This is a genomic window from Shewanella sp. ULN5 (genome assembly GCF_030731885.1).
Taxonomy (GTDB): Bacteria; Pseudomonadota; Gammaproteobacteria; order Enterobacterales; family Shewanellaceae; genus Shewanella; species Shewanella holmiensis.
In genome coordinates, this window is the sequence record NZ_JAPJEE010000011.1 from 45,118 (window position 1) to 71,739 (window position 26,622).

General features: G+C 39.7%; 26 protein-coding genes. 12 read left to right on the plus strand and 14 right to left on the minus strand.

The features are described from left to right. Positions 1-277: 277 nt before the first annotated feature. Complete coding sequence (locus tag ORI98_RS11770) at positions 278-739, minus strand: EVE domain-containing protein (RefSeq protein WP_306135331.1); 462 nt, start codon at positions 737-739, stop codon at positions 278-280. Positions 740-898: 159 nt separating this feature from the next. Between ORI98_RS11770 and ORI98_RS11775 the strand changes: the two genes are divergently transcribed. Continuing rightward, positions 899-1,666: an ABC transporter substrate-binding protein gene (locus ORI98_RS11775; RefSeq protein WP_306135332.1), complete on the plus strand. Its 768-nt coding sequence runs from the start codon at positions 899-901 to the stop codon at positions 1,664-1,666. Here ORI98_RS11775 and ORI98_RS11780 read toward each other — a convergent pair. After that, a complete protein-coding gene (locus tag ORI98_RS11780; protein WP_306135333.1) occupies positions 1,663-2,076 on the minus strand; it encodes a YccF domain-containing protein in 414 nt (137 codons plus the stop codon). The genes ORI98_RS11775 and ORI98_RS11780 overlap by 4 nt on opposite strands. Positions 2,077-2,278: 202 nt before the next feature. On the opposite strand from ORI98_RS11780, the gene ORI98_RS11785 reads away from it, so the two are divergent. Then, positions 2,279-3,262: a 1-aminocyclopropane-1-carboxylate deaminase/D-cysteine desulfhydrase gene (locus ORI98_RS11785; RefSeq protein ID WP_306135334.1), complete on the plus strand. Its 984-nt coding sequence runs from the start codon at positions 2,279-2,281 to the stop codon at positions 3,260-3,262. 889 nt (positions 3,263-4,151) lie between these two features. Here ORI98_RS11785 and ORI98_RS11790 read toward each other — a convergent pair. From ORI98_RS11790 to ORI98_RS11805, 4 genes are all read right to left on the minus strand, one after another. Further along, positions 4,152-4,832: a ChrR family anti-sigma-E factor gene (locus ORI98_RS11790; protein WP_261296717.1), complete on the minus strand. Its 681-nt coding sequence runs from the start codon at positions 4,830-4,832 to the stop codon at positions 4,152-4,154. After that, positions 4,825-5,475 carry a sigma-70 family RNA polymerase sigma factor gene (locus ORI98_RS11795; RefSeq protein ID WP_261296716.1) on the minus strand — a complete coding sequence of 217 codons (651 nt, stop codon included), beginning with the start codon at positions 5,473-5,475 and terminating at the stop codon, positions 4,825-4,827. The genes ORI98_RS11790 and ORI98_RS11795 overlap by 8 nt, the downstream gene beginning before the upstream one ends. A 128-nt stretch (positions 5,476-5,603) precedes the next feature. After that, positions 5,604-6,188, minus strand: a complete 585-nt coding sequence (locus ORI98_RS11800) for an LON peptidase substrate-binding domain-containing protein (RefSeq protein ID WP_306135335.1) — start codon at positions 6,186-6,188, stop codon at positions 5,604-5,606. Positions 6,189-6,253: 65 nt separating this feature from the next. Beyond that, positions 6,254-6,778: a lipocalin family protein gene (locus ORI98_RS11805; RefSeq protein ID WP_306135336.1), complete on the minus strand. Its 525-nt coding sequence runs from the start codon at positions 6,776-6,778 to the stop codon at positions 6,254-6,256. Positions 6,779-6,972: 194 nt separating this feature from the next. Between ORI98_RS11805 and ORI98_RS11810 the strand changes: the two genes are divergently transcribed. Beyond that, positions 6,973-7,914, plus strand: coding sequence for a chemotaxis protein CheV (locus tag ORI98_RS11810; RefSeq protein ID WP_306135337.1), 942 nt, complete (start codon positions 6,973-6,975; stop codon positions 7,912-7,914). A 44-nt stretch (positions 7,915-7,958) separates the two neighbouring features. Here the strand turns inward: ORI98_RS11810 and ORI98_RS11815 are convergent, their stop codons facing one another. Together ORI98_RS11815 and ORI98_RS11820 are read right to left on the minus strand one after the other, a co-directional pair. Beyond that, complete coding sequence (locus tag ORI98_RS11815; protein ID WP_306135338.1) at positions 7,959-8,615, minus strand: hypothetical protein; 657 nt, start codon at positions 8,613-8,615, stop codon at positions 7,959-7,961. A 91-nt stretch (positions 8,616-8,706) separates the two neighbouring features. Then, on the minus strand, positions 8,707-9,066 hold the full coding sequence (locus tag ORI98_RS11820; protein WP_188839503.1) for a DUF2750 domain-containing protein: 360 nt from the start codon (positions 9,064-9,066) through the stop codon (positions 8,707-8,709). 279 nt (positions 9,067-9,345) lie between these two features. Here ORI98_RS11820 and ORI98_RS11825 point away from each other — a divergent pair, with 279 nt between their 5' ends. The 6 genes from ORI98_RS11825 to ORI98_RS11850 all read left to right on the plus strand — a co-directional run bounded on the left by ORI98_RS11825 (position 9,346) and on the right by ORI98_RS11850 (position 14,824). Further along, a complete protein-coding gene (locus ORI98_RS11825; protein ID WP_371931160.1) occupies positions 9,346-10,494 on the plus strand; it encodes a lytic murein transglycosylase in 1,149 nt (382 codons plus the stop codon). Positions 10,495-10,584: 90 nt separating this feature from the next. Continuing rightward, positions 10,585-11,067 (plus strand): peptidylprolyl isomerase, encoded by a 483-nt coding sequence (locus ORI98_RS11830; protein ID WP_261296711.1) that lies wholly within the window; start codon positions 10,585-10,587, stop codon positions 11,065-11,067. Between the two features lie 73 nt (positions 11,068-11,140). Then, positions 11,141-11,368 carry a DUF3389 family protein gene (locus ORI98_RS11835; protein ID WP_306135339.1) on the plus strand — a complete coding sequence of 76 codons (228 nt, stop codon included), beginning with the start codon at positions 11,141-11,143 and terminating at the stop codon, positions 11,366-11,368. 35 nt (positions 11,369-11,403) lie between these two features. After that, on the plus strand, positions 11,404-12,075 hold the full coding sequence (locus ORI98_RS11840) for an alpha/beta hydrolase (protein ID WP_306135340.1): 672 nt from the start codon (positions 11,404-11,406) through the stop codon (positions 12,073-12,075). A 338-nt stretch (positions 12,076-12,413) separates the two neighbouring features. Beyond that, the gene (gene ushA / locus ORI98_RS11845) at positions 12,414-14,120 is read left to right on the plus strand and encodes a bifunctional UDP-sugar hydrolase/5'-nucleotidase UshA (protein ID WP_306135341.1); all 1,707 of its coding nucleotides are present in this window, start codon (positions 12,414-12,416) and stop codon (positions 14,118-14,120) included. 254 nt (positions 14,121-14,374) lie between these two features. Further along, a complete protein-coding gene (locus ORI98_RS11850; RefSeq protein ID WP_261296707.1) occupies positions 14,375-14,824 on the plus strand; it encodes an Hsp20 family protein in 450 nt (149 codons plus the stop codon). 78 nt (positions 14,825-14,902) lie between these two features. Here the strand turns inward: ORI98_RS11850 and soxR are convergent, their stop codons facing one another. Continuing rightward, the gene (soxR, locus tag ORI98_RS11855; protein ID WP_306135342.1) at positions 14,903-15,349 is read right to left on the minus strand and encodes a redox-sensitive transcriptional activator SoxR; all 447 of its coding nucleotides are present in this window, start codon (positions 15,347-15,349) and stop codon (positions 14,903-14,905) included. 113 nt (positions 15,350-15,462) lie between these two features. Here soxR and ORI98_RS11860 point away from each other — a divergent pair, with 113 nt between their 5' ends. Then, on the plus strand, positions 15,463-15,879 hold the full coding sequence (locus ORI98_RS11860; RefSeq protein ID WP_261296705.1) for a VOC family protein: 417 nt from the start codon (positions 15,463-15,465) through the stop codon (positions 15,877-15,879). Positions 15,880-16,131: 252 nt separating this feature from the next. Here the strand turns inward: ORI98_RS11860 and ORI98_RS11865 are convergent, their stop codons facing one another. Genes ORI98_RS11865 through ORI98_RS11875 form a run of 3 tightly spaced genes read right to left on the minus strand, consistent with a single transcriptional unit; the run spans position 16,132 to position 20,296 of the window. Then, the gene (locus tag ORI98_RS11865; protein WP_306135343.1) at positions 16,132-16,725 is read right to left on the minus strand and encodes a pentapeptide repeat-containing protein; all 594 of its coding nucleotides are present in this window, start codon (positions 16,723-16,725) and stop codon (positions 16,132-16,134) included. A 14-nt stretch (positions 16,726-16,739) separates the two neighbouring features. Further along, entirely contained in the window at positions 16,740-19,451 is a 2,712-nt protein-coding gene (locus ORI98_RS11870; RefSeq protein WP_306135344.1) for a bifunctional acetate--CoA ligase family protein/GNAT family N-acetyltransferase, read from the minus strand. A gap of 44 nt (positions 19,452-19,495) precedes the next feature. Then, a complete protein-coding gene (locus ORI98_RS11875; RefSeq protein ID WP_229778177.1) occupies positions 19,496-20,296 on the minus strand; it encodes a LysR family transcriptional regulator in 801 nt (266 codons plus the stop codon). 235 nt (positions 20,297-20,531) lie between these two features. Here ORI98_RS11875 and ORI98_RS11880 point away from each other — a divergent pair, with 235 nt between their 5' ends. Continuing rightward, positions 20,532-20,996, plus strand: coding sequence for a magnesium transporter (locus ORI98_RS11880; RefSeq protein ID WP_306135345.1), 465 nt, complete (start codon positions 20,532-20,534; stop codon positions 20,994-20,996). Beyond that, positions 20,993-22,108, plus strand: a complete 1,116-nt coding sequence (locus ORI98_RS11885) for an HlyD family secretion protein (RefSeq protein WP_306135346.1) — start codon at positions 20,993-20,995, stop codon at positions 22,106-22,108. Before ORI98_RS11880 ends, ORI98_RS11885 begins: the two co-directional genes overlap by 4 nt. A 106-nt stretch (positions 22,109-22,214) precedes the next feature. Here the strand turns inward: ORI98_RS11885 and ORI98_RS11890 are convergent, their stop codons facing one another. Beyond that, positions 22,215-25,385 (minus strand): efflux RND transporter permease subunit, encoded by a 3,171-nt coding sequence (locus ORI98_RS11890; protein ID WP_306135347.1) that lies wholly within the window; start codon positions 25,383-25,385, stop codon positions 22,215-22,217. Between the two features lie 2 nt (positions 25,386-25,387). After that, positions 25,388-26,584 (minus strand): efflux RND transporter periplasmic adaptor subunit, encoded by a 1,197-nt coding sequence (locus ORI98_RS11895; protein WP_306135348.1) that lies wholly within the window; start codon positions 26,582-26,584, stop codon positions 25,388-25,390. Positions 26,585-26,622: the final 38 nt, after the last annotated feature.

The window sequence follows — 26,622 nt, forward strand, 5'->3', positions numbered from 1 at the left end:
AAGAGTGGCCAATAATTGCATCCAGAGGTGTGCGGGTAAATCTGTTTGACGTTTTGTTGCTTGGTTTTTTCTATAACCAAGAAGTATCCTTTACCTCAATTAACACGTTTTTAACGCTAACAAAACTCAACCAGCAAAACTCAACATGACTTAGTGACACCATGTAAAAACTGCGACTCATATAACACTATATTATTTCTTAGTTGTTATATGAGCCCGCTCTATATTCTATCGATTTGTCGCTTTTTTCGATGTAAATGACTATCGACTTAAATGACTATCGACTTAAAAACATAATATGCTCAAACTCTTCTGCTGATACTGGCTGTACACTTAACCTTGCCCCTTTAGCGACTAAAACCATATTGGTTAACCGTGGATCGGCTTTCAGCTGCTTTAGCGAAATAGGCCGGTTAAACTTTTCCATAAAATGTAATTCAACTTGAATCCATTTGGGGTTAGCGATGTCGGACTTTTTATCAAAATAAGTGGAGTTGATATCAAAAGCGCTCATATCTACTGTTGCCGCTTGGCTTACCTCTACTAATCCGACGATAGCAGGAACTTTACAGCTGGAGTGGTAGAAAAAGACTAAATCATTTTGCTTTACCTGATCTCGTAAAAAATTTCTCGCTTGATAGTTTCGAATACCTTGCCATGCTGTTTTTTGATCTTTACTCAATTGTAAATCATCAATACTAAATTCATCTGGCTCTGATTTCATCAACCAATAATTCATAAGTTTCACCAAAAAATGAGTCTGTACTATTATTGAATAATAGTGTTTATTTTATATGCCGTTAAGCACCTGCTATAAAGATATTATTTGTGGCAATTTAAAAAACGGTTCAATTATTATATCACTGAATTATCGAAGGTAATTTTTTAAGGGGCATAAATGGTTTCAATGCTAAGCCGTCACAAGCTTGCTTATAACATAGGTGCAATCGTAATCCTGTTATCTGCGCAGTTAACGGCAGATACGCTTGAGCTGTCAACTTTAGAGTGGCCGCCATTCACTGGAGCCAATCTCATTGAAAAAGGCGTTACCAGTCAGATCGTGCAGCAGGCACTTAGTTATGAAGGGCATGAGTTAAAAGTGTCGGTATTGCCTTGGAACAGAGCAATTAGAGTCGCAAAAAAGGGGGGCAATAGCGGTTATTTTCCTGAATATCTTAATGAGACTAATGATTTTATATTCTCAGATTCTTTAGGAAGTAGTCCGATAGGGTTATTACAACGAAGAAGTACCCCAATAAAGTTGACGGTCTTATCAGATTTGAATAACTACACTCTCGGTGTTGTGAAGGGATATGTTAATACTGATGAAATAGACAATATGATTAGAGATGGGCGACAACCCTTTGAAGAAGCTAATGATGAACGGCAGAACATCTTGAAATTAGCCGCTGGAAGAATCGACGCTATTGTTATTGATTACAATGTCTATCAATATCTTCAGCATGAACCTAAGATAGCGGGGATTTCGCACTTACTGCAATTGAATTCTAAGCCATTGGCACTAAAAAGTTTGCATATCGCTTTCAATAATAATGATCAAGGCCGTAAATGGCAGAAGGTGATTAATAGGGGATTATCTCAATTTGATGCACAACAAATGATGGATGCTTACTTGATTGAATCAAGTAAGCATCAAGGCCATTAATATTGCTCTGTTGGTACAACTGTTTGACCAATTGGCGTTAAGCTTAATAAGGCAAGTTTCAAGTGTTGTATACCAAATGGAATACCAATAATGGTAATAAAACAAGCTAAGGCATGGGTTAAATGGCCTATCGCTAACCAAATTCCGAAGAATAAAAACCAAATAATATTGCCAACCATTCCCATTGTGCCTGTGCCTAAATCATGTTCACCCGTTAACTGTCTGCGATTAACGGTTTGCTGACCAAAAGGCCAAAAAGCCATCTCGCCTATCACGAAACAAGCGCGGCCAAATGGAATACCGATTATACTGATAAAACACAATATCCCAGCTAACCACCAGGCTAATCCCATTACAAAACCACCCAGTACAAACCATGCAATATTAAATATCAGCCTAAAAATAGCCATTTGAGTTCCTTTTTACAGTTTAAATTCAATCATATTTAGTATTAGCAATTATTGCGCCAACATTTAAGTGTCTGATATTGTTGGTATAAGGCTGATTTCTACTAATGGTGAGACAAATAAAATGAGCAATTAGACTAAATATAGCGGCTTTTAACTAAAGTTAGATACAATGCCGTTATTAATGACTTTATGATTGAGATTAATGCTAACTAATAGCCCTACAGATACGATGTACTTTGCAGGCAGACAAATACATATTAAACGAGATGATTTGTTACATGCAGATTTTAGTGGCAATAAAGCCCGCAAATTTTATCACTTTCTAGTGAATGATTTTCCTGATGTGTCCCATGTTGTGGGGTCCGGTTCTGCGCAGGCAAATTCATTATATTCTCTATCGGTATTGGCAAAAATAAAGGGCTGGAAATTAGATTACTATGTGAGTCATATTGCCGATTATTTAAAGCAACAGCAGAGGCTACCGTCAGAAATCCGGTCTAATTATTCTGAAGCGATTAAAAATGGCGCTAATGTCATTGAAATTGATTGGTCTTCAAATCTGTTTAATGCCTGCCAACATTTAGATGATGCCATTAAGGTATTAAAACAAGATTACCTAGAAAAAAATAACGCTTTGGAAACTTTATTTATTCCGGAAGGGGGGCGTTGCGAATATGCTAAAACTGGCATTTATGAACTCGGTAAAGAAATAATAAATTGGGCAGTTATTCAAAATATTAATAAGTTATCTATATTTTTGCCATCAGGCACAGGTACCACAGCGTTATATTTACAAGAGTACTTTGTAAAACAGGCTCAAAAAAATACTTTAGATATTGAGGTGTTAACCTGTAGCACAGTAGGTGGAGATGCTTACCTTATAAGCCAGTTTGATGAGTTATCTTTAAATACTCTCCATCATCCACAAATACTAAATGATGGTAAAAAATACCATTTTGGTAAGCTTTATCTTTCATTATTTCATCTATGGCAACAGGTATTAGATTCAAGTGGAATAGAGTTTGATTTACTTTATGATCCCATCGGATTAAATGTATTGAAACACACTATTGAGTCTGGTGATCTTAAAGATCGTGAAATACTTTATATCCATCAAGGTGGCTTATTAGGCAATGCCACAATGTTACCCAGATACCAAAGAAAGCAGGCTTTAACTATAAAATAATCTTTATTACATATAGTTAGTTTTGTGGTTTACAGTCTTAATGTTTTGAATGAGATATTGGATAGGGTTTTGAAAGATTTATCAGTTTGCTCTGTTGATAATAAACGTTCGGTAAATGAGAGGAGAATACCGTTAGCCAAGTTTATTAAATAACAGAGCAAATGATGTACGCAAAGCGTAGAGGTTTACTTGTTAGAACTGATTAACCATTTCATAAAGTTCAACGCTTCGATGCGTTTTGAAAAGGTTGTTTTGTTTTTACCTTGAGAATCAGTAAAAGCAATTGAATTTTTATTTGATGAAATTGAATTAACTGGGAAGTTAACTGTAATTTCGTGTCCGTTAAATTGGTATGACATCATCATACTCCTTCTATAATAATTTGCTCACCCTTGGGTGATGTAAGTTTTAACAATAAAATTCCTTAACATTTTTCGTGTTGCGAAAGATTTAAGTTAGCTTAGTTAAGTTACCCTATCAATCCTACACTAATCAAGTGTTTATATGAAAAATGTGAGAGTTTAATCATAATTTTTGATTAAATATAATTCATCATTTCACTAAAAACATTAACATTTACGCATAAAAGTTAACTGCTTGATTGGACTAGTTGACCATAGGTTTATGACAAGCAAATGACAAAAATAAAAGCGTTTGATAAATATATTTTTATATTAAATCTTTTCAGCAGATGTATTTTTTGTAGCTTGTGGTGGTTTACGAAAGGAAGTTGAGCAGACTCACGATAGGTAAACAAAATAAACAAGGTAATTAAACTTCCGCAAGCATATACTGAGTTTATGTTGTTGGCAACAAATATTTAAAAGTATTTATTGCCAACTATTTGCTATTAAAGTATGTACCAATCAAATCCTGATAAGCAATAATACTAGTAAATTAACTCACCAATAGGGTTTAGTAACTTGCTGAATCCTTTAGTAAAGTATAAGGGTGCATCTACTATTGTATAACACAGGCAACCTGTCATGGTCTTAGGTGAATGCTGATGATTCTCGTCAAGCAACATGAAATCACCTGGTTTGTAGGTGTTATATTCATCACTAAATTCACCCGCAAGTAACAGTGTCAGTTCTGAACCTTTGTGAGTGTGTTCAGGAATTTCACCTTGTGGTGCAATGTGTAGTAAACTTGCTCTTGCATGCTCTTCACCAGTATCGAGACGCAATCTACTGACTTTGCCTATACCTTGCCATTGAGCTTTTATTTGATGCCTAAATGCACGGGGTAAAGGATAAGATTGGTCTTTAACTGTCACTTCAGTGACCCCTTCAATATATGCTTCAGCAGGTTTAGCATCCAGATCATCTAAGGTGTTTTGCATCATTTGTGCTAACAAGGTTGACATCTGTGAGTCGATATCAACACTGATATTTGACTCAACATCATTGTCAAAAACATTAACAGTTTCACTCTCTGTTAAAGCGTTAAGTTTTTGCTGACATATGCTACACATTTCAGCATGAGCTGATATCGCCAAAGACATGGATAATGGCAGCTCCCCTTTAATATGGAGAGACAATAACTCTTGTTGTGGGTGATACTTAATCATAATGTTTCTCCATAAATCCCTTTAACTTTTCTAAGCCTAATCTTAATCGTGATTTGACTGTGCCTATGGGGATATCGAGTTTGTCTGCTAATTCCTGTTGAGTCATTTCTTGCATGTAAATACCTTGTACAATTTGTCGTTGTAGCGGCGGTAACTCATCGACATGACGTAATAATGTGCCAGATAATTTGAAATCATCTTCATTACTTTCGGCGTCGTCCGATTCAAAAAGAGGCCAAATGTCGTCTCCAAAAGAATCTTCTTTATTGTGCTGAACTTTACGAAGCATATCGAAGCACTGATTTCGCATTACTGTGAATACCCAAGTGCTTACCGCAGCTTTGTCTTCACTGTATAAATGAGCTTTGGTCCAAACACGGGTCATGGTTTCTTGTACTAAATCCATGGCCAGGCCTTGCTGATGCAATCGTTGATTACCAAATGCGTTGATCTTAGGTCCGAAATGATTGAACAGTTTGGCGAAAGATACTTTACAGCGTAAGTTAGCAACCTTAAGCATTAGCTCAGCTAATTGTTCAGCATCGAGTTCATTTTTATTAGACAATTGTATCGCACCGTTATCTTTAGCAAGTCTTGCCTTATCATAACGATTTTGCGCAGTTTGTGATTGAAAATTTTCCATTATCTTCACTCGCGTCGTATTATTTGCCGATAGTGAACATATATACGCCACTAAATAATAATCAGATCACTTTTTATGAGTTATTTTTACTGTAAACCATAAACATTGTACTCAACTTGGCATGCTAGTTACTTGATGATATTACTTAAGTAATCCTGTGCCATTTTATGGTCATGATTATTGATACAATGATACTTTTCGGCTGCAGTTAACGGGATAATCTCTAACCATCGCTGACATACCCAAGAAATATCGTCAAAATGTTCATTTTGGTATTGGGCCAGATGCTTAGGATATTGGGTTAAAATTTCTCGTAAAGTGTCACTTAACATTTTTTCTGTAGTTTGATTTGGGCTGGTTTTTTTACTCTCGGCGAGATTAATAATCGATGTTGGCCAATCATCTATTATCTCAATTGTGCCTCGCTTTAATCCGTCAGCTTCGATGGTGAAATCTTTTAAATGAAATTTTTTCTCGCCCTGAATACTGATACCAAGTAAGCCATCATCCAAGGTCTCAAAGTCAATAATTTTACATAGCGTACCTATTGGTAGCATGTGCTTTTTATCGTCGTGTAACATACACAGACCAAAACCACTATTTGATTTAAGTGATTCTGTTACTAGGCGTTTATATCTAGGTTCGAATATGCGTAATTGACTGAAGCCATGGGGCAGCAGGCACATCGACAGTGGGAACAGTGGGATAACCATAACTAGCCTTATTTGATTCAATTGTGTTAAAAAACAATACGAGATTACGGTGATAATTGATCACATTATTCCTGCTGATTTACCCATATGATATCGCTGTTTTGTATTCCTAAATTTTCCATTTTCATGACAAATCTTTGTCTGGTTTCAGGAGTGATTTGCTTGTTACGGGAGAGAATCCATGCATAACTATTATCGGGGCCGATAACCAGTGCATCAGAATAGCGTCCATTAACTTCTTGGATCGCATCATGGATTTGATATGCACCGTAAAATGGACCGAAGAAAGATACTTTTAATAACCCTTTGTCACTACCCTCAATAAAATAAGCTTTGCCATTAGCTTCTTTCCAAGCCTGTTTTTCTACATTGTAACCACGGTTAGTAACCAGCACTTTGTCTGCATCTAATTGGTAAGTTGCGGTGACCTTATCCATATCTCTTTCAAATGAATGATCTAATCGCGCAATCTCATACCATGTACCCAGATAATTATTAACAGTGAAGTTTTCTATAACATCCACTTTTGTATCAATCATGGTGCAAGAGGTTAAAGATAATGCAGTTAGTAATGTCAGTATTAGTCGCATGAGGATCCCTGTATAACAATTAATGGTTTTAGAAAACTAAGCTAATATTATACTTTACGTATCAAAATGCTTCGTAGATCTTATTGAGATGAGATAGCTTCCCATGTTTTTATTTGTTTTTTGTTTATAATGGTACTTAGACTTGTGCAGGCTAATGCGTGATGGATCATATTTAATGATTGGTGGTATGTTTAATGAAAAAAATGCTCGATACAGTTGATCAACGGACCAATCTGGTTGGCGAAAACCGGCTGGAGTTACTGCTTTTTCGTATCAATTCTACTCAACTATTTGCTATTAACGTCTTTAAAGTAAAAGAAGTGGTCAAGGTGCCACCTTTGAGTGCGATGCCGGGCAGTAATCACAGCATAGCCGGAGTTGCCAATATCAGGGGCACATCTATTCCTGTTATAAATTTACGTGGTGCCATTGGTTTCTCACCTTTACCCATCACTGACGATTGCAATTTAATCATCACAGAATACAACCGGAGTATTCAAGGTTTCTTGGTTGGAAAAGTTGAACACATTGTAAACATGACGTGGGGGGATATCATGCCCCCGCCTAAAACTGCTGGTAAAAACAATTACTTAACAGCTATAACTCGCCTTGAAGAGCAAGGCCAGTCTCATTTAGTGTCAATTATTGACGTTGAGAAGGTTTTAGCAGAGATAATTAATTATGACATTCGCTTGTCTGAAGGGGTGCTAGACGAAGCATTAGCGCCCGAAATGCCTGGACGTAAAATATTGATCGTTGATGATTCTAGCACCGCAAGAAAGCAGGTGAGGGAGACATTAGGTCAGTTAGGTATTGAGATTATTGAGGCTTCTGACGGTTTGCAAGCGTTGAATTTGCTCAAATCATGGGCCAATGAGGGTAAAAATGTTGCCACTGAGTTATTAATGATGATTACCGATGCTGAAATGCCCGAAATGGACGGGTACAAGCTTACTTCTGAAGTGCGTTCAGACCCACGAATGGCATCATTATTTATTACTCTTAACACGTCATTAAGTGGTAGCTTTAATAATGCCATGGTAGAAAAAGTGGGCTGTGATGCGTTTATCTCTAAGTTTCAGCCAGATTTATTGGTGACCGAGGTTCAAAATAGGTTAAGAGATATTTTGGAATAGTGCTAAAACTTGGTTTAAAGCTAAAATTATCGTATTGACCATCACTATACGTCTAAATCCTCAATCAGCTCATTGAGGATTTTCTGTTGCATCGATTTTGTGATCCCAATATTGAGTCTGGCAAGTTTAATCGCATGAGCAAATTGATCTTTTCCCAAAAAGGTCACCAATTGCTGAAGAAATGCTTCATCTAAAGCCAATACTGCACAGTAATGTTTTATTGCTTGGGTAAGATTATTAAATTGCAGCCCATCAAATTCAAACCCCAGTGTGTTACTACCTGCAAATAATGGGTCTTCGTCAAATTGTTCCCCATCAATGCTCAACACCCAGCCAGGCGCATTAATTCTTTTCTGAGCAATTTGGTACATCATCCAGGCACTTTTCTTAAAACCACCAAAAATCTTACATTCAAATTCAGACTCTTCAAGTTCTTGTTCGGTCCAGTTAATGCCAATCGCAAGGTCTTGACTGTAACGCTGCATTAATTGATCTTTGACCGCCTCACGACATTCCCAAATAGACGTCAATAATTGCTTTTTTGCGAGTAATAAACATTCATTACAGGCCGGCACGGTCAGTGATGGGTGAGGGGTATGAGCCATACGCCAATAAGCTAATTCGGCATTGCAAGGTTCATCACAAAACCAACACGTGTGGCGTTTTTCAAAAGGAATATCTACGAGTATTGGGCTTGTCATTGAAAGTAACTTTGTAGTGGAGTGAAGTTAACGCGTTAAATGATGAAATTTAATCTCATTCGAACTCAACGCGTTATCGCTATCGCTAACGTTATTCTTTTTCGATATCAACTAAACTTTTAGCTAGGACTATTGGGTCGATTTCAAGACATTCTTGATCGCTTTCCCAATCAACGCCAACTAATACACCGTCGTCGTTTAAATCACTCACCCAATATTCAAGGAAGTCAATTAGCGTGATGCTCACTGCTTTATACTCAGACCACTCTTCTGTGCAATGAATTTTAGCCGCTGATTCAGATGACCAGAGTGGCATAACGTCAGTATCTTCATATTCTGATGAATCACACACAACCCATCCTTCACCTGTTTCGTCTTGAAGTCCCCAAACGATTTGGTGTTCTTTTACACTTTCGATGAAGCTTGTTAACGCTGGGCTTAGTTCAGACATGATTATTCTCTTTAATTGGGATTAAAAACGTTTTCATTATACTGAATACCCGACTTAGCTCAAGGTGGGATTGATAAATGACACTCGCATTGTTTAAGAACACACCTTTTAACACAAAATCCGTCTTTTTATGGCCATAAGCCTCTTGTGAAGTTGTGGCTGATCAGTCACGATTATCACACATTAACTTTCGTATTAATTGGGTGCATTTTGAGTCGTAAACACGTTTACTTATCCATTCCAGCCTTTTTGTTCAGTATCAGTTTTCCTCATCTGGTTATGGCTAACGAAGATTTTGCACAATGTGTGAGTCAATTACAGTTAACCGCCAAGCAAAAGGGAATTTCTCAGCATACCATCGACACTACGGTGGCAAATTTATCTTTTGTGCCTAGAGTCATCGAACTTGATAATCAGCAGCCTGAGTTTACCACTACCTTTAAAGATTATTATGATAAACGCGTAACTGATTGGCGAATAAAAGAAGGGCGCAAGCTGTTTGATAAACATCGTAAATTGCTCAATCAATTAACGGCACAATACGGTGTGCCGGGCCAATATATTGTTGCTTTTTGGGGGCTTGAAACAAATTTCGGCAGCTATAAAGGTAATATGTCGGTGCTGAACTCATTGGCAACACTGGCATGTGATCCTAGACGAAGTGAGTATTTCACTCAGGAGCTAATGCAAGCATTAACCTTAAAAGAGCGTTATCAATTTGCTGATGAAGATATGGTTGGCTCATGGGCGGGAGCGATGGGACACACCCAATTTATGCCGACTAACTATCTAAAGTATGCCGTTGACGGTGATGGCGATGGCAAAGCGGATTTATGGAACAGTACCGCAGATGCGTTAACTTCGGCCGCTAATTTTTTACAGCAACTTGGCTGGCAAGCCACAGAACGTTGGGGCCGTGAAGTACAGCTACCCCCAAATTATGATTTTGCATATATGGGCAGTAAAGACAGTCAGCCATTAGCGAAGTGGGCAGCGTTAGGCATTAAACAAGCTAATGGAAAACCATTATCCACGCCAGATATGAAAGCGGCTCTATATGTACCTGCGGGGCATACTGGACCTGCATTTTTAGGTTATGAAAACTTCAATGTGATCATGCGTTGGAATCGCTCTGAATTTTACGCAGTGTCTGTTGGACAACTAGCGGATCAAATTAATGGTGGTAGTGGCATTGTTAAAACTTTACCTAATCACCCACGTTTAAATCGTGAAATGGTCAGTGCACTTCAGCAAAAATTGTTAGATGCTGGTTTTGATGTCGGTAAACCCGATGGTATTTTAGGTCGTAACTCAGTCGCTGGACTGCAAGCATATCAACGTCAACAAGGGCTGATTGCGGATGGTTACCCTGATAATGCTACTTTCGAAAAATTAGGGATTAGCTTAAACAAATTGCCGACACAATAAGCATTTGTTAAGCTCTTGCGACTTTTTTATTGCTTGGTACAGATTTTTACGCTGTATTAAGCAACACCAATTAAAATTAAAGGATAAGTAATGAGCATTAATGACAATATGGTTGTGCAGTTTAATTACACACTGCGCGATGAGAAAGGCGAAGTGCTTGAGTCAAACGAAGGCCGCGATCCAATTGCTTACCTTCATGGCAATGACAACATGATGCCTGGTATTGAAGATGCTATTACCGGTAAATCGGTGGGTGATAAGTTCACTGTAACACCACCTGCGGCAGATACCTATGGTGAGCGCCAAGAAGGCGCAGAGCAACGCGTGTCAGTGAAACATTTAGTTGGCGCTAAAGTATGGAAACCTGGTATGGCAGCGGTGATCAATACAGATCAAGGCCAACGCCAAGTCACCATTTTGAAAGTAGGTAAATTTATGGCAACTGTGGATGTCAACCATCCATTAGCCGGTAGAGAGCTTACATTCGATATCGAAGTGGTGAGTGCTCGTGATGCAACTGATGAAGAAATTGCACATGGTCATGCGCATGGCGTTGGTGGTCACCACCACTAGTATCATGTCTTTTACACTCCAATGCTGAGCCTGATTGGAGTGTTTTACTGCTTCTCCTCAAATAAGTACACCTATGATCCTCGAATTTTCCCAAGGCAAACTCATCATTACGCCTAATGAAATACAATGCCGCCTATTACAAAATCACATTATTATGAGTGCCGCAGTCGATGACATTAGCTGCTTTCATCATGGTTTCGTTATCGCAGCAGATGCAGGTACAGTTAAGTGGACGATTAAACTAGATACGCCGCAGCAGTTTGAACAGTTATTACAAGAAACGGGCATTCAGGCTCAATAACTGAATACGAATTTACTGATTAATTAAGGAATCACATGACTCAATCAACTCTTGATGCCATTTTTGTTGAACCAAGCAATACGGCCACATCATGCGTGATCTGGTTACATGGTTTAGGTGACTCTGGTGCGGGGTTTGCGCCCGTAGTCCCTGTATTAGGTTTACCCGCTGGCCATGCTATTCGTTTTATTTTCCCGCATGCGCCCGAGCAACCCGTTACCATTAATGGTGGCTATATCATGCGTTCATGGTATGACATAAAAAGTATGGATCTGCATGACCGTGCTGATATAGAAGGTGTTTTGATATCAGAGTTACAAATTAAGCAACTTATTGAGCAACAAATCGCTGCAGGGATCCCTGCAAACAAAATTATCCTAGCGGGATTCAGCCAGGGTGGGGTAATGAGTTTGTTTACCGGATTACGGTTTGAGCAATCCCTTGCTGGCATTATGGCACTATCTTGTTATTTACCAGGTGGCGAACATTTACCTGAGCAGTTATCTACTGCCAATAAGCAAACGCCAATTTTACAAAATCATGGTGAGCAGGATGAAGTCGTGCCGTTATTCGCGGGTAAAATGGCATTTGATGCATTAAACAATGCAGGTTATAACACTCGCTGGAAGACCTATCCAATGGCACATAGTGTTTTGCCTAACCAATTATCTGAGATTGGTCAATGGATAAATAATTTATTAAATTAACAGTTGTTTGCGTTGTATGTTACTTGTTCTGTATTTGAAACAATTTTTTGCATTGACCTTGAAATGTAAATAGTATTGTATTTTAAAGGCTTAATCCTATTAACGGGTTAAGCCTTTTTTTTGGTACCCGTTTAATGGCATTACTGTCAGGCACCTTGTTTTAATGCACGGATAGTGTTAATTATAACTCTTTGTTAATGTTGCACTAAATGTCATTTTTCTGTCATAAAGTTGTCACGTTATTGACCCATTCTTTGCTATTATTTTGTGGCGAAATAAAAAGTTCGCTTATTAAATTTAGATTAAAAATACAAGATAATTAATAAATGGGGTTACAAATGTCTAAAATGTTAATGAAAGGGATCTTGGCATCTGCTGTGCTTGCCGCGCTAGTAGGTTGTAACAGCGATGATGATGTAAAAGTCCCGACAACCTGTGCAGAAGCTGGGTCTGAATGTAAAATCTTTACTGTATTACATACCAATGATAACCATGGTCGTTTTTGGGAAAACAAAGACGGCGAATATGGCATGGCAGCTCGTAAGGCCTTAATCGATCAAATTCGTGCAGAGGTGAGTGCTAATGGTGGCGAGAGTATTTTGTTATCAGGTGGCGATATCAATACGGGTGTACCTGAGTCTGATTTACAGGATGCAATTCCTGACTTTATCGGTATGAATGAAATCCGTTACGATGCAATGGCCGTGGGTAACCATGAGTTTGATAATCCATTAGCAGTACTTGACTCACAACGTTCTATTGCTAAGTTCCCAATGCTTGCAGCCAATATTTATCATGCTGATGGCACCACTCGTTACTTTGAACCATACAAAGTATTTAACATTAATGGCGTGCGTATTGCTGTTATTGGTTTAACAACTGAAGATACAGCTAAATTAGGCAATCCTGAATTTATCAGCGATATCGTATTTACGGATCCTAAAACCGAAGTGGCTAAAGTGATTGCCGAAATCAAAGCCAACAATGAAGCTGACTTAATTTTTGCTACCACGCATATGGGCCATTACGAAGATGGTAAGCATGGCAGTAATGCTCCTGGCGATGTTGCTATGGCTCGTGCACTAAATGAAGGCGATTTACACGCGGTCATTGGTGGTCATTCACAAAATCCGGTGTGTATGGAACCAGGCAGCAATGAATACGCTGATTTCAAACCAGGAGATGAATGTTTGCCTGATATGCAAAATGGCACTTACATCATGCAAGCCCATGAATGGGGTAAATATGTAGGCCGTGCTGATTTTGAATACTTCAATGGTAAATTAAACCTAGCAAGCTATAAACTCATCCCTGTAAACCTGAAGAAAACCGTAGAAGACGCGGCAGGTAATAAAACCAAAGTGTATATCGGTGAAGAAATTGTCCCGGATGCAGATTTGAAGCAATTACTGAAATATTATCAAGATCGTGGTCAAGGCCAATTAAGTGAAGTCATTGCTGAAACAGATGCGCGTTTAGAAGGTGATAGAAGTATTGTTCGTGGTGAACAAACTAACCTTGGTCGTTTAATTGCTGAAGCACAGCGTACTAAAGTTAATGCTGATTTTTCAGTAATGAATTCGGGTGGCGTACGCGCATCAATTGATGCCGGTGATATTTCTTACCGTGACGTATTAACCGTACAGCCATTTGGTAACATGGTGACCTTGAATACCTTAACCGGTGCAGAGGTTGCAGATTATTTATCGACGGTTGCTACGTTCCAACGTGGTTCAGGTGCTTATGCACAAATTACTGGTGTGAAAATGACAGTAGATTGCGCGGCTAGCACGGTTGATATTAGCGAAATCAATGGCGAAACCTTTGCAGCAGATAGCAGCTATACCTTTACGGTACCAAGCTATAACGCAGCAGGTGGTGATGGATATCCTAAACTTGAGTCAGTTCAAACCGGTTATGTGGATGCAGAAGTACTTTATACCTACTTTAAAGATAAAGGTATGATTGTTGCTGCAGACTATGCGCCAGTAGGCGACATTATCTACACTAACTCTAATAGCGTTTTAGGCTGTGAATTAAACTAATTTAGTCATTAATAGCTAATTACACTCTAAGAACAATCCATTTTTCAATGGGTTGTTCTTTTTTATTGAATTTTTTAATGATTACCCTTGAATTCAATATTGGTACCCACATATCTAACTTGTAGCAAGATGACACACTAAAAATGCTCAATTGAGGTTTTAACATTTTGCAACCCATTGCGCCGAAAGGGCAATGTACTCTTGCCAATAATGGCTTAATGTTTTTACATATTGCTTTAGACAAGGATATGATTATGCGTAATTTTTCTATTTCTCCAGATTTAACTCCTCTTTACCGCAGTGCTATTGGTTTTGACCGATTAGCGCAATTGGCTGAACATGCTGCAGCCAATAATGGTAACAATGGCTACCCGCCATACAATATCGAATTATTAGGTGAAAACCGTTACCGTATTACAATGGCCGTAGCCGGTTTTAGTATGACTGAGCTTGATATCACCAGTGAAGGTGAAAAACTTTTGGTTAAAGGTAGTAAAGCAAACCAAAAAGATGAACGTAAATATTTACATCAGGGCATTGCAGAGCGCGGCTTTGAGCGCACCTTTCAGCTGGCCGATCATGTTAAAGTCATTGGTGCAGAGTTAGAGAATGGGTTGTTGAATATTGATTTGGAACGTGAAATTCCAGAAGCAATGAAAGCACGTAAAATTGAAATTACACGAGCTCGACTCATCACAGAGTAAGCTTGTTTCATTGTTCTCAATCTTCCCCCATTAGATGATTATTTTCATCAGGGTTTAGTCACAAGACTAAACCCTTTTTCATGTAGGCTTGACCAATAATACTGCGCCATCCCCATTCGTTGCTAAGGTGTCATTAGGGTTATATAGCGGGCAACTTGACATGGATAAACAACCACAACCGATACAGCCTTCAAGCGAGTCTCTTAAATCTTCTAAAGCATTAATTTGGGCGTTGAGTTGTGTTTTCCAGGTTTGCGATAGTTTGCTCCAATCATCTTTATTGGGCGTACGTTGATTAGGAAGGTGACTAAATGCCTGCTGAATGTCTTGCAAACTAATACCAAACTGTTGTGCGGCTTTAATGACTGAGATCCTTCTTAACACATCACGTTGGTAACGACGCTGATTACCTTGATTACGCAAAGATGTGATTAATCCCTTTTGTTCATAAAAGTGTAATGTCGATACCTTAACGCCACAGCGTTTAGCCACTTGTCCTACCGATAGATCATATTCGTTAAGCATAATAATCCTTATTATTTTTATAAAAATAAATCAAAAAACACTTTACCTCAAGTTAACTTGAGGTTTTATGCTGTATCCGGAGAGTAAAAACATGAATTAAAAAGGGAATGAATATGTACTTAGAGCATTTAAATATCGTGGTAAAAGATTTAGATCAAACATTAGTATTTTACCGCGCCGCTATGCCCCATTGGCGAGTAAGAGGTGGCGGTGAGTCCACATGGTATGGTGTAAAGCGTAAATGGCTGCATTTTGGGGATGATAATCAATACTTGTCATTTAATGATTCAGGCACTGGCAAAGTGCGAGAGTTAACCTCAAATGCACTTGGGGTTGCCCACTTTGCTTATGTGGTAAATAATTTAGATGCTTTGATTGGGCGCTTAAATGCGGCGGGCTTTGAGGTAAGAATTTGGGGCGGGAATGAGCCTCATGCCAAAAGCGTGTATTTTATTGACCCGAACGGCTATGAAGTTGAATTTTTGCAATATTTAACTGATTTACCCAGTGAGCGAAATGTCTATCAATAGTGTTTAATGCATCAGCGGAAGAGCAGGGCGTGACAAGATAGAAAGGAGCGTAAGTTGACAACTTAACGCTTCTTTGGTGTTAGGCTTTATTGATATGGCAGTTAATCCTGCGTGAAAGCACTTTAGTATGATGCAAGACGAAAACTGTGGGGTAACAACCTAGTATCGATTCAGCTTGTGATTAAGACGACCTTTATTTTTGCGAGATTAAATTAGCTGTTGCTGTTTAAACCTGTTCAATAAAGACCTAATTTAATCAACAAGCTCTATACCTAAACTTTCTAATAAGCTGAGCGCTTCGTAGCGGGAAAATTTAGCCTTAGTGAGATTGTTTTCATTAACATTTATATTAAAGTTGGCTGAGTCAGTAAAATCAACTTTTTGTAGGTTTGTTCGCATAAATAGACTGTTATGAAAATCACTCGAGGTCATGGATGAGTTAACAAAGTCGCCACTTCTAAAATCGACCTCCTGTACTTTACACTCTTCAAGAATCAGTTCATGTAAGGTTAAACCGAAAAAGGAGCTATCGTTTAATATGCAACGTGTGAATGATAACTCGGGATTAACGGTAAATTTAGGCCAATGTGCTTTAGTCCAATCAATTCCTATCATCTTACAATCAATAAAGCGCACCTCTAAAAATTGTGAATAATTACTTTTGAGTAAGCTTAAATTACATTGAGTAAAACAACAGTTAATGAACTTACAATGACTGAATGTGGTAGCTGAAAAGTCACAACCATTAAAATCACACTGTTCAAATTCAATTGATGCTTGCGTTGTTTCGCTCAGCGATAACCCTGTAAATAATTGATCATAATATTGTTGGTTATCTTGAATCATATGCAATTGTCAGTTTACTCAGTCGGATTGTTCTTACGGTCAAACGCCATGTGCATTTTAATCAGGTGTTCTTCCATATCAAATGTCACCTCAAAGCCCAATGACTTGGCTAAATTAGCCATGTTACGGTTTTCAAACATGGTAAACCCAGTAAGCACAGGGGTGTTGTTACCACGATAATAATGAATGAGTTTTTCAAGTAGCCGTTTACCTAAACCAATACCTTGGTAATCAGTTCGCACTGCCATAGCAAATTCAGCTTCAGTATTATCAGGATCTGTGGATGCTCTTACCGCACCTAAGGTTAGCTCTTGCCCATCTGCAAGTTTTGTTGTCGCAATAAACGCCATTTCACGAGAATAATCAATCTGGGTTAATACTGCCATTTCTTCATGGGTCATTTTAGAGCGCACGCCAAAGTAGCGTTTGTATCTATCTTCTTCTGATAATGCGTTATCAAAGTCCATGTGTTTGGGCTCATCTTCAGGCAATATCGGTCTTAACATTACCTCTAAGCCATTTTTTAAGATCAAGGTTTCTTCTAGCTCTTTTGGGTAGGGTAAGATGGCAAGACGGTTACTACTATCGTGCCCTGTTGGATGTAATCGCACGTCAACATCAAGCAAGGTAATATTTTCGCCTGCAGCAAGTACGGGATTAAAATCGATTTCGGCGATTTCAGGGCAATCAATAATCAGATGAGAAATTTGAGTCAACATGACACATAGCGCGTTCATATTCAGCCCAAGGGGCAGGTGACGGTCGCGAAGTTTATTGGTTTTAAGCGCCTGAATAACCATATACCGTGCCAAGGTCATATTCAGTGGAGGAAGGGCTACAGATGCATCTTGTGTGGGATCCCATTGGGTGCCACTTTCACCTAAACAAATTGCCGGACCAAACACCGGATCGTTGATCACAGAGACGCGAATTTCTTGGGTTCCTGCTGTTAACGCCATTTTCTGTATTACTAAGCCCTCAATCCGTGCATTGGGGTTTACTTGATGCACTCTATCAATAATTGAGTGTGCGGCTTGGTTAACCTCTTCTGAACTGGTTAAGTTAAGCATGACACCATGAACATCAGATTTATATTGTAAGTCAGGAGATTGTACTTTTAAGGCTACGGGGTAACCGGCGTTATCCGCTACAGATACCGCATCGGCTACATCGGTTACAAACCAAGTATTAATCGTGTTTAAGCCATAGGCTTTTAAGATATTACTGACCTGATATGTACCAAGCACCAACTGATTTTCATTTTGATAGGCTTGCAACAATTGCCTTGCTGTCGCGCTGTCAGTTGGGATGTTATCTGGTATCGATTGCGGTACTTCTTGTAGTAATTTTTGATTGCGGCGGTATTCAACCATGTGCATAAATGCCCGCACAGCTCCCTCTGGTGTCCGGTATGTCGGAATGCTGGCCTGATTAAATTTTTTACGCGCCACATAGGCTGAGTCTTCACCACTCCAGTTGGTCAAAATATTGAGTCTGTTTTTTCGAGGATGTTGTGAGTAAGTGTCGATGATACCTTGGGCAATTTGTTCGCTTTGTTGCAAAATCGATGGTGAATGTAAAATCAAAATTGCATCGATATTATCTTCATCCATCAGACGTTTTAATGTGTCGGCATAGCGTTTAGCATTAGCATCACCCACCATATCTATGGGGTTTTGTTTTGACCAAGTGCTGGGTAAATACTGATTTAAATCATTAAGTAAGTCAGGGGATAATTGTGCCAATTTACCGCCTTTGATGATTAACTCATCGGCGGCTAATACTGCAGGTCCACCGCCGTTGCTCATAATGGCCAAACGTTCACCTTTTAGTGCGCTGGCATGGGCAAGACTTTCTACCGCGGCAAATAATTCAATTAGGTCATTTACCCGCAGCATACCAGCACGACGAAATGCTGCTTCAAATACGGCATCGTTACCTCGCACTCCACCTGTGTGGATCATGGCGGCTCTAGCACCTTCATGGCTTCGGCCTGATTTGATCACAAATATCGGCTTATTGCGTGAAGCAGCCCTTGCGGCAGACAGAAATCGGCGCTTGTCGTTAATGGAATCAATGTACAACATGATGGCAGAGGTTTTACTGTCTCGGCCAAGATAGTCTAATAGCTCATCAAAATCGATATCTGAAGCATCGCCAAGGGATATGAATGAAGAAAAACCAATATCTTTATTATTGGCCCAATCGAGCACTGTAGTGCAAATGGCTGCTGATTGTGACACGAATGCGACTTTACCTGCTTTCGCACTGGCATGAGCCAGACTGGCATTCAATCCGATAGTCGGCAATATCATACCTAAACTGTTCGGACCTAAAATCCGCATGCCGTAGCGTTTTGCATGTTGTTGGGTTAGGGCAAGTAAACTGACTCCGTTATCATCAAAGGTATCGGCCATGCCACTGGCCATGATGATTGCGGCTTTGCAGCCAAATTGTGCTAAGCGCTCAATGATAGAGGGGACTCGATGGTCAGCGGTACAGATTATGGCTAAATCTGGTTTGACGGGTAATGCTTCAATATTGGGATAAGCTAATACGCCCATCACCGCAGTATATTTAGGGGTGACGGGCATAATTGGCCCAGAAAAACCACCTGAAAGTAGGTTTCGCATGATGGCTCGGCCAGCTCGCGTTGGATTATCTGAAGCGCCGATCACCGCTACTGAGGTGGGTTTAAATAATGAAACAATACTACGCTGACTCATTGACTTCACCTCTAAAATTTTTAATGCAATGATTAAACTATGCGTTATTGGTTAATCGCATCCTTGATTACCGACTCACAAATATCTGATAGCCAAACGGTTTTGGGGTTATAGCGTTTTGCTGAGTGACATATCATGGCAATGTCGACTCCAATTTTATTGTCAGTATGCTGTTTATTGGGTAATTGAAAACTATAGGTAAAATGTTGATCCATGAGTTGACTGAGTACCGCATAATTATCCACTAAAATTGTGGCATTTAATTTTTCATCAATCACAGTTCGAAATAAATTCAGGTTTTCGTTGTAATCGTCGATCATCAACTTGACGTACTCACCAGATTGATTGCCAATCAACTTTGCCGCGCCACAGGCAATTTTTTTCTGATAGAGCTCTTGTGGGCGTTCTTTTAAGGCTTGTATGCCAATATCAACGTTACCGTCTATGAGCTGGTTGTTACTTTCTTTGCGCCATTGTCTAAGCTCCACTATCGCATTGGTTTCCGCCCGAATTTTATTGATTAGCGGCTTGGCTATCATAACTAATAAGGGCTCAGAGATATGGATAGAGATAAATTCTAATTTAGCTGGACTAAAAGATTCCGGCTCTAATGCTACCGAAATTTGTTCTATGGCATTTTGTAATTTGGGGGCAATTTGGATGGCATAGGAAGTAGGTTGTAAGCCATTGGCTGTGCGGATAAATAATGGATCGCCTAAGTCTTCTCTTAATTGTGCCAGTATTTTAGATACAAAAGATTGTGAACGATTAAGCTTTGCAGCCGCTCGCAATGTTGAACCCGTTTTAAATAAAGTCACAAATACATTTAATGCATTGAGATCCATACACATCCATTTTAGTTATTTAGGCTAGAAACTCATTATAGCTGTAGTAAAAAGTGAGTCTAGAGGTTATTAAAATTATGATGCTATTCAATCACTCGTAGCGTGTTGATACTCAATACGCATGATTCACTTAATCTAAAGACACATCTTATAACAGGAATAACCCATATTCCATTTGTACTTCAATTTTCATTTAGTATTCCACTGGTAATCAATAGGCATAGTGGAGAATATTATGCAGCAAGTCACGGTTGTAAAACCGACCAAGGGCCAACTCTTTATGAAATTCATAAAGGGATTAATCACCTTGGGCGGAGTAATTTTGATCAGCAAAGGATTTTCATTATTAGCGGCTGTTCATGGAAAAGAGATCCCAGAGTCTTATTTTTCAGGAGGATATCCCTCTATTCTTGCACTTCTCGATTCTGAGTTCTTTATGGGTATTATTTTTGTCATTACCCTTGCCATAGTGGTTTACGTTTTATACCTGTTTTGGCAATTACATGAGGTTGCTGTCCATAAAGCAGAAGCTATGTCTAGCGCACATACACAAATTGTTTTTGCCTTGTCGTTATGCGGTTTGTTCATCGATAAAACCTGGTGGGTTTTGGCCATCATTATCGCGTTTGCTCGCTGGGATCTGGTATCAAACCGTATTTCAAAAATCATCAATGATGGAATAAAAGGTAATCAGTCATGAAAGAAATTATGCTGCCTTATGTATTAGTTATCTGGTTATTAGTCAAGCTAGGCGTGATTGAATGGAATTTAAAAAATGCGGTGCGCTCAATTGGTGTCGGAATGTTTATCGCATTTGCATTATTCACGGGACATAGATTCTGGTCACCTGCGGATTTAACCGATAGCTCTACCGTAAAAGCTCCCCATGCGGTGTTAAGCCCATTAATTGGCCAAGAAGTTGAAAATATTTATGTTACACACAATCAGATGGTCAAAAAGGGCGATCTCATTTACACCTTAGTGTCAGTGGACAGCACCGAGCAAATTAAAGCACTTCAAGCTCAGAAAGATGCAGTAATCGGCCAAAAAAATGCGGTTATTGCTCAACGCAATGCCGGTAATGAAAAGATAAATGCTTTAGTCTTTAGTGTTGATAACGACAAGCGAAATTTAGCGCGTTTGACTAAGTTGAATGATTTTTCAAGTCAGCAAGATAAAGATAATCTTATGTCGCATATTGATGCTAACACAGCGCAAATATCGGCTATGCAAGCTGAGTTGTTGGCACTTGATGCACAAATGCAATCCCATGACGCACAAATGCAGTCCTATGATGCTCAAATTGACTCTGCTAAATGGCAAGACAAGCGTCGTGAAATTCGCGCCCAATATGATGGACAGTTATCCATTACGAATGTCACAGAGGGTACGCGTCTAGGTAATATGCATTTGTATGACACCAGCAAAAAGTTCTTAGAAATGCGTATCGCTGATCAAGCATATCGTTATATCAAACAAGGACAATTTGCTGAGTTTTATGTCGATGCTTATCCAGGTGAAATTTTCAGAGGAAGAGTTCACAGCATTACATCAGGGACAGGTGAAGCTATGATTAACCCGATGAGTGGTACTCAGCATGTTAGGCAACATGTGGGCAATAATATGGGATCTCATGGTCGTACTGTGGTGATTGAGTTTATCGAACCTGAAGGCTATAACGTACCGATTGGCGCCACGGGTTCTGCGTGGATATCGGCAGAAAAACCTCATCCAGCGTTAGGTTTTATGGACATTATTGGAGGGGCAACGGTGCGATTAAAAGCGATTAAAGCTTACTTTAATGCACTATAAAGTGAACGTTATATAACCAGACCTCAGGTTATGTAGATTCAAACATAAGAAATGCCAGCATTTGCTGGCATTTGTATTGAAAGTTTTGCGTTGATTAACCCATATATCAGGTTGCAGGATGCGTTTTTTCTGGAATGTATATCGCAATCATTTTACGCATCATGGTTTTGCTATCCTCAATGGCAATGTACAAACAGGGGATAAGGCATAACGTGACTACGGTTGCAAACAACACACCAAAAGCAAGCGAAACCGCCATAGGAATAACCATTTGAGCCTGCATGCTGGTTTCGGCCATAATGGGTACAAGTCCGATAAAGGTCGTTAACGATGTCAACATAATCGCTCGAAAACGACGGCAACCAGCATTTAACACAGCTTCTTTTATCGCCACACCTTGTAAGCGTGATTTATTGACATAATCCACCATCACCAGACTATCGTTTACCACCACACCTGCTGCGGCAATGATACCGAACATTGATAATGCGCTTAAATCAATACCTAACAAGATATGACCAAGAACTGAGCCAATGACACCGAAAGGGATCACCGACATGATCATTATTGGTTGAAGGTATGATTTCAACGGAATCGCCAGCAGGCTGTATATCACAAGTAGCGAGATAATAAAATCTCGCATTTGCGTGTCAGCACTGTCTAACTGCTCCTGAATACTGCCAGATACTTCACTACGCACCCTAGGGTATTTAGCCAACAATTCTGGCATAAAATTGTCGCGGATATCTTTAGCAAGCTTAAATGGCTCTGCTTGATCTGCATCAACGGATGCCCAAACATTGATGGTACGATTGCCATTTTCGCGGCGAATACTGTTTACCCCCTGAACGACTGATATTTCAGCTACTTCAGATAAAGGCAGTTCAGCACCCAGGCTTGTTTTTATCAACACATCTTGCACTAAGGCAATCGAGTTACGCTGCTCTTCAGGGTAGCGTAACATCACTTTGATTTCTTCGCCGTTCCGGATAATACGCTGTGCTTCTAATCCATAAAAACTATTACCCACTTGCCCTGCAATGTTAGCTAAAGTCAGTCCTAAACTGTGTGCTAGCGGTTTAAGTTGGAACTGCACTTCCTTAGCACTGGATTGGCGACTATCATTAACATCGCTGACACCTTTGAGTGAGTTTAGCTTCTCTTTCAAAGCTAATGACGCTGCCACTAATTGCGTTTCATCTTTACCTTCCAAACGGAAACTAATGTCACCGTCTTCAAGGCCACCACCAAATAAACTGTCTTGAATAGTGAAAGATTTAACCCCAGGAATTTGTGGCATCTTTTGACGCCATAACTCAGCAACCTCGAAGGTGTTCATCGGGCGTAGCTCTGGGTCAACTAATTTGGTCATTACTTCTGCGCTGGTGCGGCCTCGCAGGTCGACTTGCATTTCAGCGATCATACCTTGGCCATATTTTTCAACCAGTTCTTTGTCAACGCTATATAAGGTCGCTTCGATAGCTAATGCCGCTTCAAGAGTTGACTTTTCTGATGCATCGACGTTCATTTCAATTTTAACACGTGGAAAATCATGGGGGATTTTTGGTTGGCCAATAAATCGTACCAGTCCACCAGCATATAGCCCTGCACAGATTAAAATGAAGCTTATAAATAGCATTATCACGGTATAGCGGTATTTAACGGCTAGTTGTAAGCTAGGGCGGTATATATTTTCTATAAACCAACTCAAGCCTTTATCAACACGTGCTTGAACAAAATTAACCCCATTACGTAACCAATCGAGCGGATTTTTAGAGCCAGGCTGAACGACCTTAGGGCGTTTCATGTGGGCTAAATGGGCCGGCAGGATCAATTTAGATTCGATAAGTGAGAAAACTAAACACAAAATAACGACAAAACCAATGGCTTGACCAAATGCGCTTGACGGGCCATCGTCTAAGGTAATAGGTAGGAAAGCCGCAATGGTGGTTAATACGCCAAATGTTGCTGGCATCGCTACTTTTTGTACACCCCTAATAACGCTTTCTACGCTTTGTCCATGCTCTTGGCTTTCAGTATGCGCGCTTTCGCCCATCACAATGGCATCATCAACAACGATACCCAATACCAGAATGAAAGCGAATAAACTGATCACATTAATGGTGACATCGATGAACGATAACGGCATGAACAGCAGGGTACCAAGAAAACACACTGGTAAGCCCATCATTACCCAGAAAGCTAAGCGCACCCGAAGAAACAGCGCAAGCATTAAAAATACTAAGACTGCACCAGATTTCATGCTATCAAGCATTAAATCTAAACGGCCTTCAAGGTAATAGGTCATATCAACCCAAGGTTCAAGTTGAACACCTTGAGGCAATACTTTTTGTTTTTTATCTACATAATCGCGGATTGTTTTAGCCACATCAGTAATACTTTGGTTGCGTGCCGCACCAATAAAGAATGTGACTGAGTTTTTACCATTAAATTTTGAATATTGGATACCGTCTTCAAAGCCATCAGTGACGGTGGCAATATCGCCAACAAGAATTGTGGTGCCATCCTCAAGGGTTAATAAAGGTAAATCTTCAAATTCATAACCGACATAAGCTTGGTTTTCTACCCTGAGGTTGATATAGCCGTTTTCTGCTTTTATCTGGCCTGCTGACATGTTGCGGGAATACCCGCGAACCGCTTCAGCCACATCATTAAAGGTTAAACCAAATTCACGTAAGCGATCTTTACTGACTTCAACGCTGATTTCATAAGCTAAACCGCCGTAATATTCGGTAATATTAACCCCTGGAAGTTGCATCATTTCATCATGAATACGCTCACCTAAGTCTTTTAACTGACGTTGTGATAAGTCACCATATAAACTTAGATACATGACTTCTTGACGAATTTTAATGCGCTCAACTTTCGGTGGTTCCATTCCAGCAGGAAAGGTTGAAATAGAATCAATTTCTGATTTAACTTCTTCTAAAACGACTTGTGGGTCATATTCGTCTTCAATTTGAAAATAACCATTAGCCATATTGCGGTTAGAGTAAGTGATAATTCGCTTTAACCCTTGAACACGCTCAAGTGCTTGCTCAATTTTAACCGTAATACCTTCTTCTACTTCTTGCGGCGCAGTACCTGAATACACTGCACTAAATTCAATCCAGTTTATTTCTACCGCGGGGAAAAACTGTTTTCTAATGGAGTTTGCGGTTAATAGCCCACCCAGTAAAATGATGATCATTAATAAGTTAGCAGCAACTGAGTTACGTGCAAACCAGGCAATCAATCCCTTATTTGTATCTTCCATGTTTACTCCTCATCACCCATAGCGAGTTCTGTCTGCGATTCGCTGTCGGTTTGCGGTTCTTTTTGAAGTAACTTATCCGCAGGAAGAGCAAGTTTCATACCTTCGACAGGATAGTCGAGTGCGGATGTGATAAGTTGCATACCGTCTTCAAGTCCTTCAGATATCACAACTTTTGAGCCTTCTTGGCGTAACATAGTGACGTCTTTGTAACGTAATTTTTGTTCATTATCCATGATGGCCACTTGGCCATTAACAATGAGGTGTCGTGGAACAATGGCAACTTCGCCAGCGTTGGCTCCGTTAATGTTTGCCGTTACATAAGTACCAAAGCGTAGCTCGCGCTGATCTGATTTCAAACCATATGGGTCAATCACTTCTGCCACTAAATAGGTCATCCGGCTTTTACTATCAACCACACCTTCACTGCGAACAATCTTGCCTTGCCATGCTTGCTTGTTCCCGGCAAAGCTACCCACTAAGGCAACAGTTGCATTTAAGCCTTTGGAGTCTAAATATTGAATTTCTTTATCGGCTAAAGGCAGACGAACTTCGGCGACATCAGTACTTAATAGTCCACCAATAGGTGATCCTTTGCTAACGTATGAACCTAAACCAACTTCTCGGCTAGAGACTAATGAATCGTAGGGCGCGCGGATAATGGTTCTTTCAAGGTTTCTTTCAGCGCGGTGAAGTCCTGCTTCAGCACTTTTGAGGCGAGCGATTTCTTGGGCTAACTGTGGCTTACGTAAACTTAAAGCGGTAGGGGTACCGTTACTGATTTCAGCCCATTCTTTTTCTGCCACTTTAGCATTTGCGCGCTCTTGCACTAATGATGCTTGGGCAGAAGCAATACTGGCTTGGGCATCAAGAAGGTCTGACTCGTAATCACTAGCATCAATTTTAGCCAGTATTTCACCAGCCTTCACAAAACCACCTTTAACAAAGGTATCTGATAAATAAGTAATTTCACCATTCACTTGTGACACCAGGTCGGTATTATATTTGGGCTGCACTACACCATAAGAGGATACACTGAATGTCATCGGTTGGTATTCAATGACTTCAACTGAGACTAATGGAGTGCTATCTAATGCAGGCTTTTCTTCAGGAGGCTTTTTTAATGCCGATATACCGACTAATGCACCAACGCCTAGTCCTAAAACGACTATGGGTAATATGATTTGTTTTCTCGTCGCCACGACACTTCCTCTTATTTATCTTTGTGTTAGCAATTATT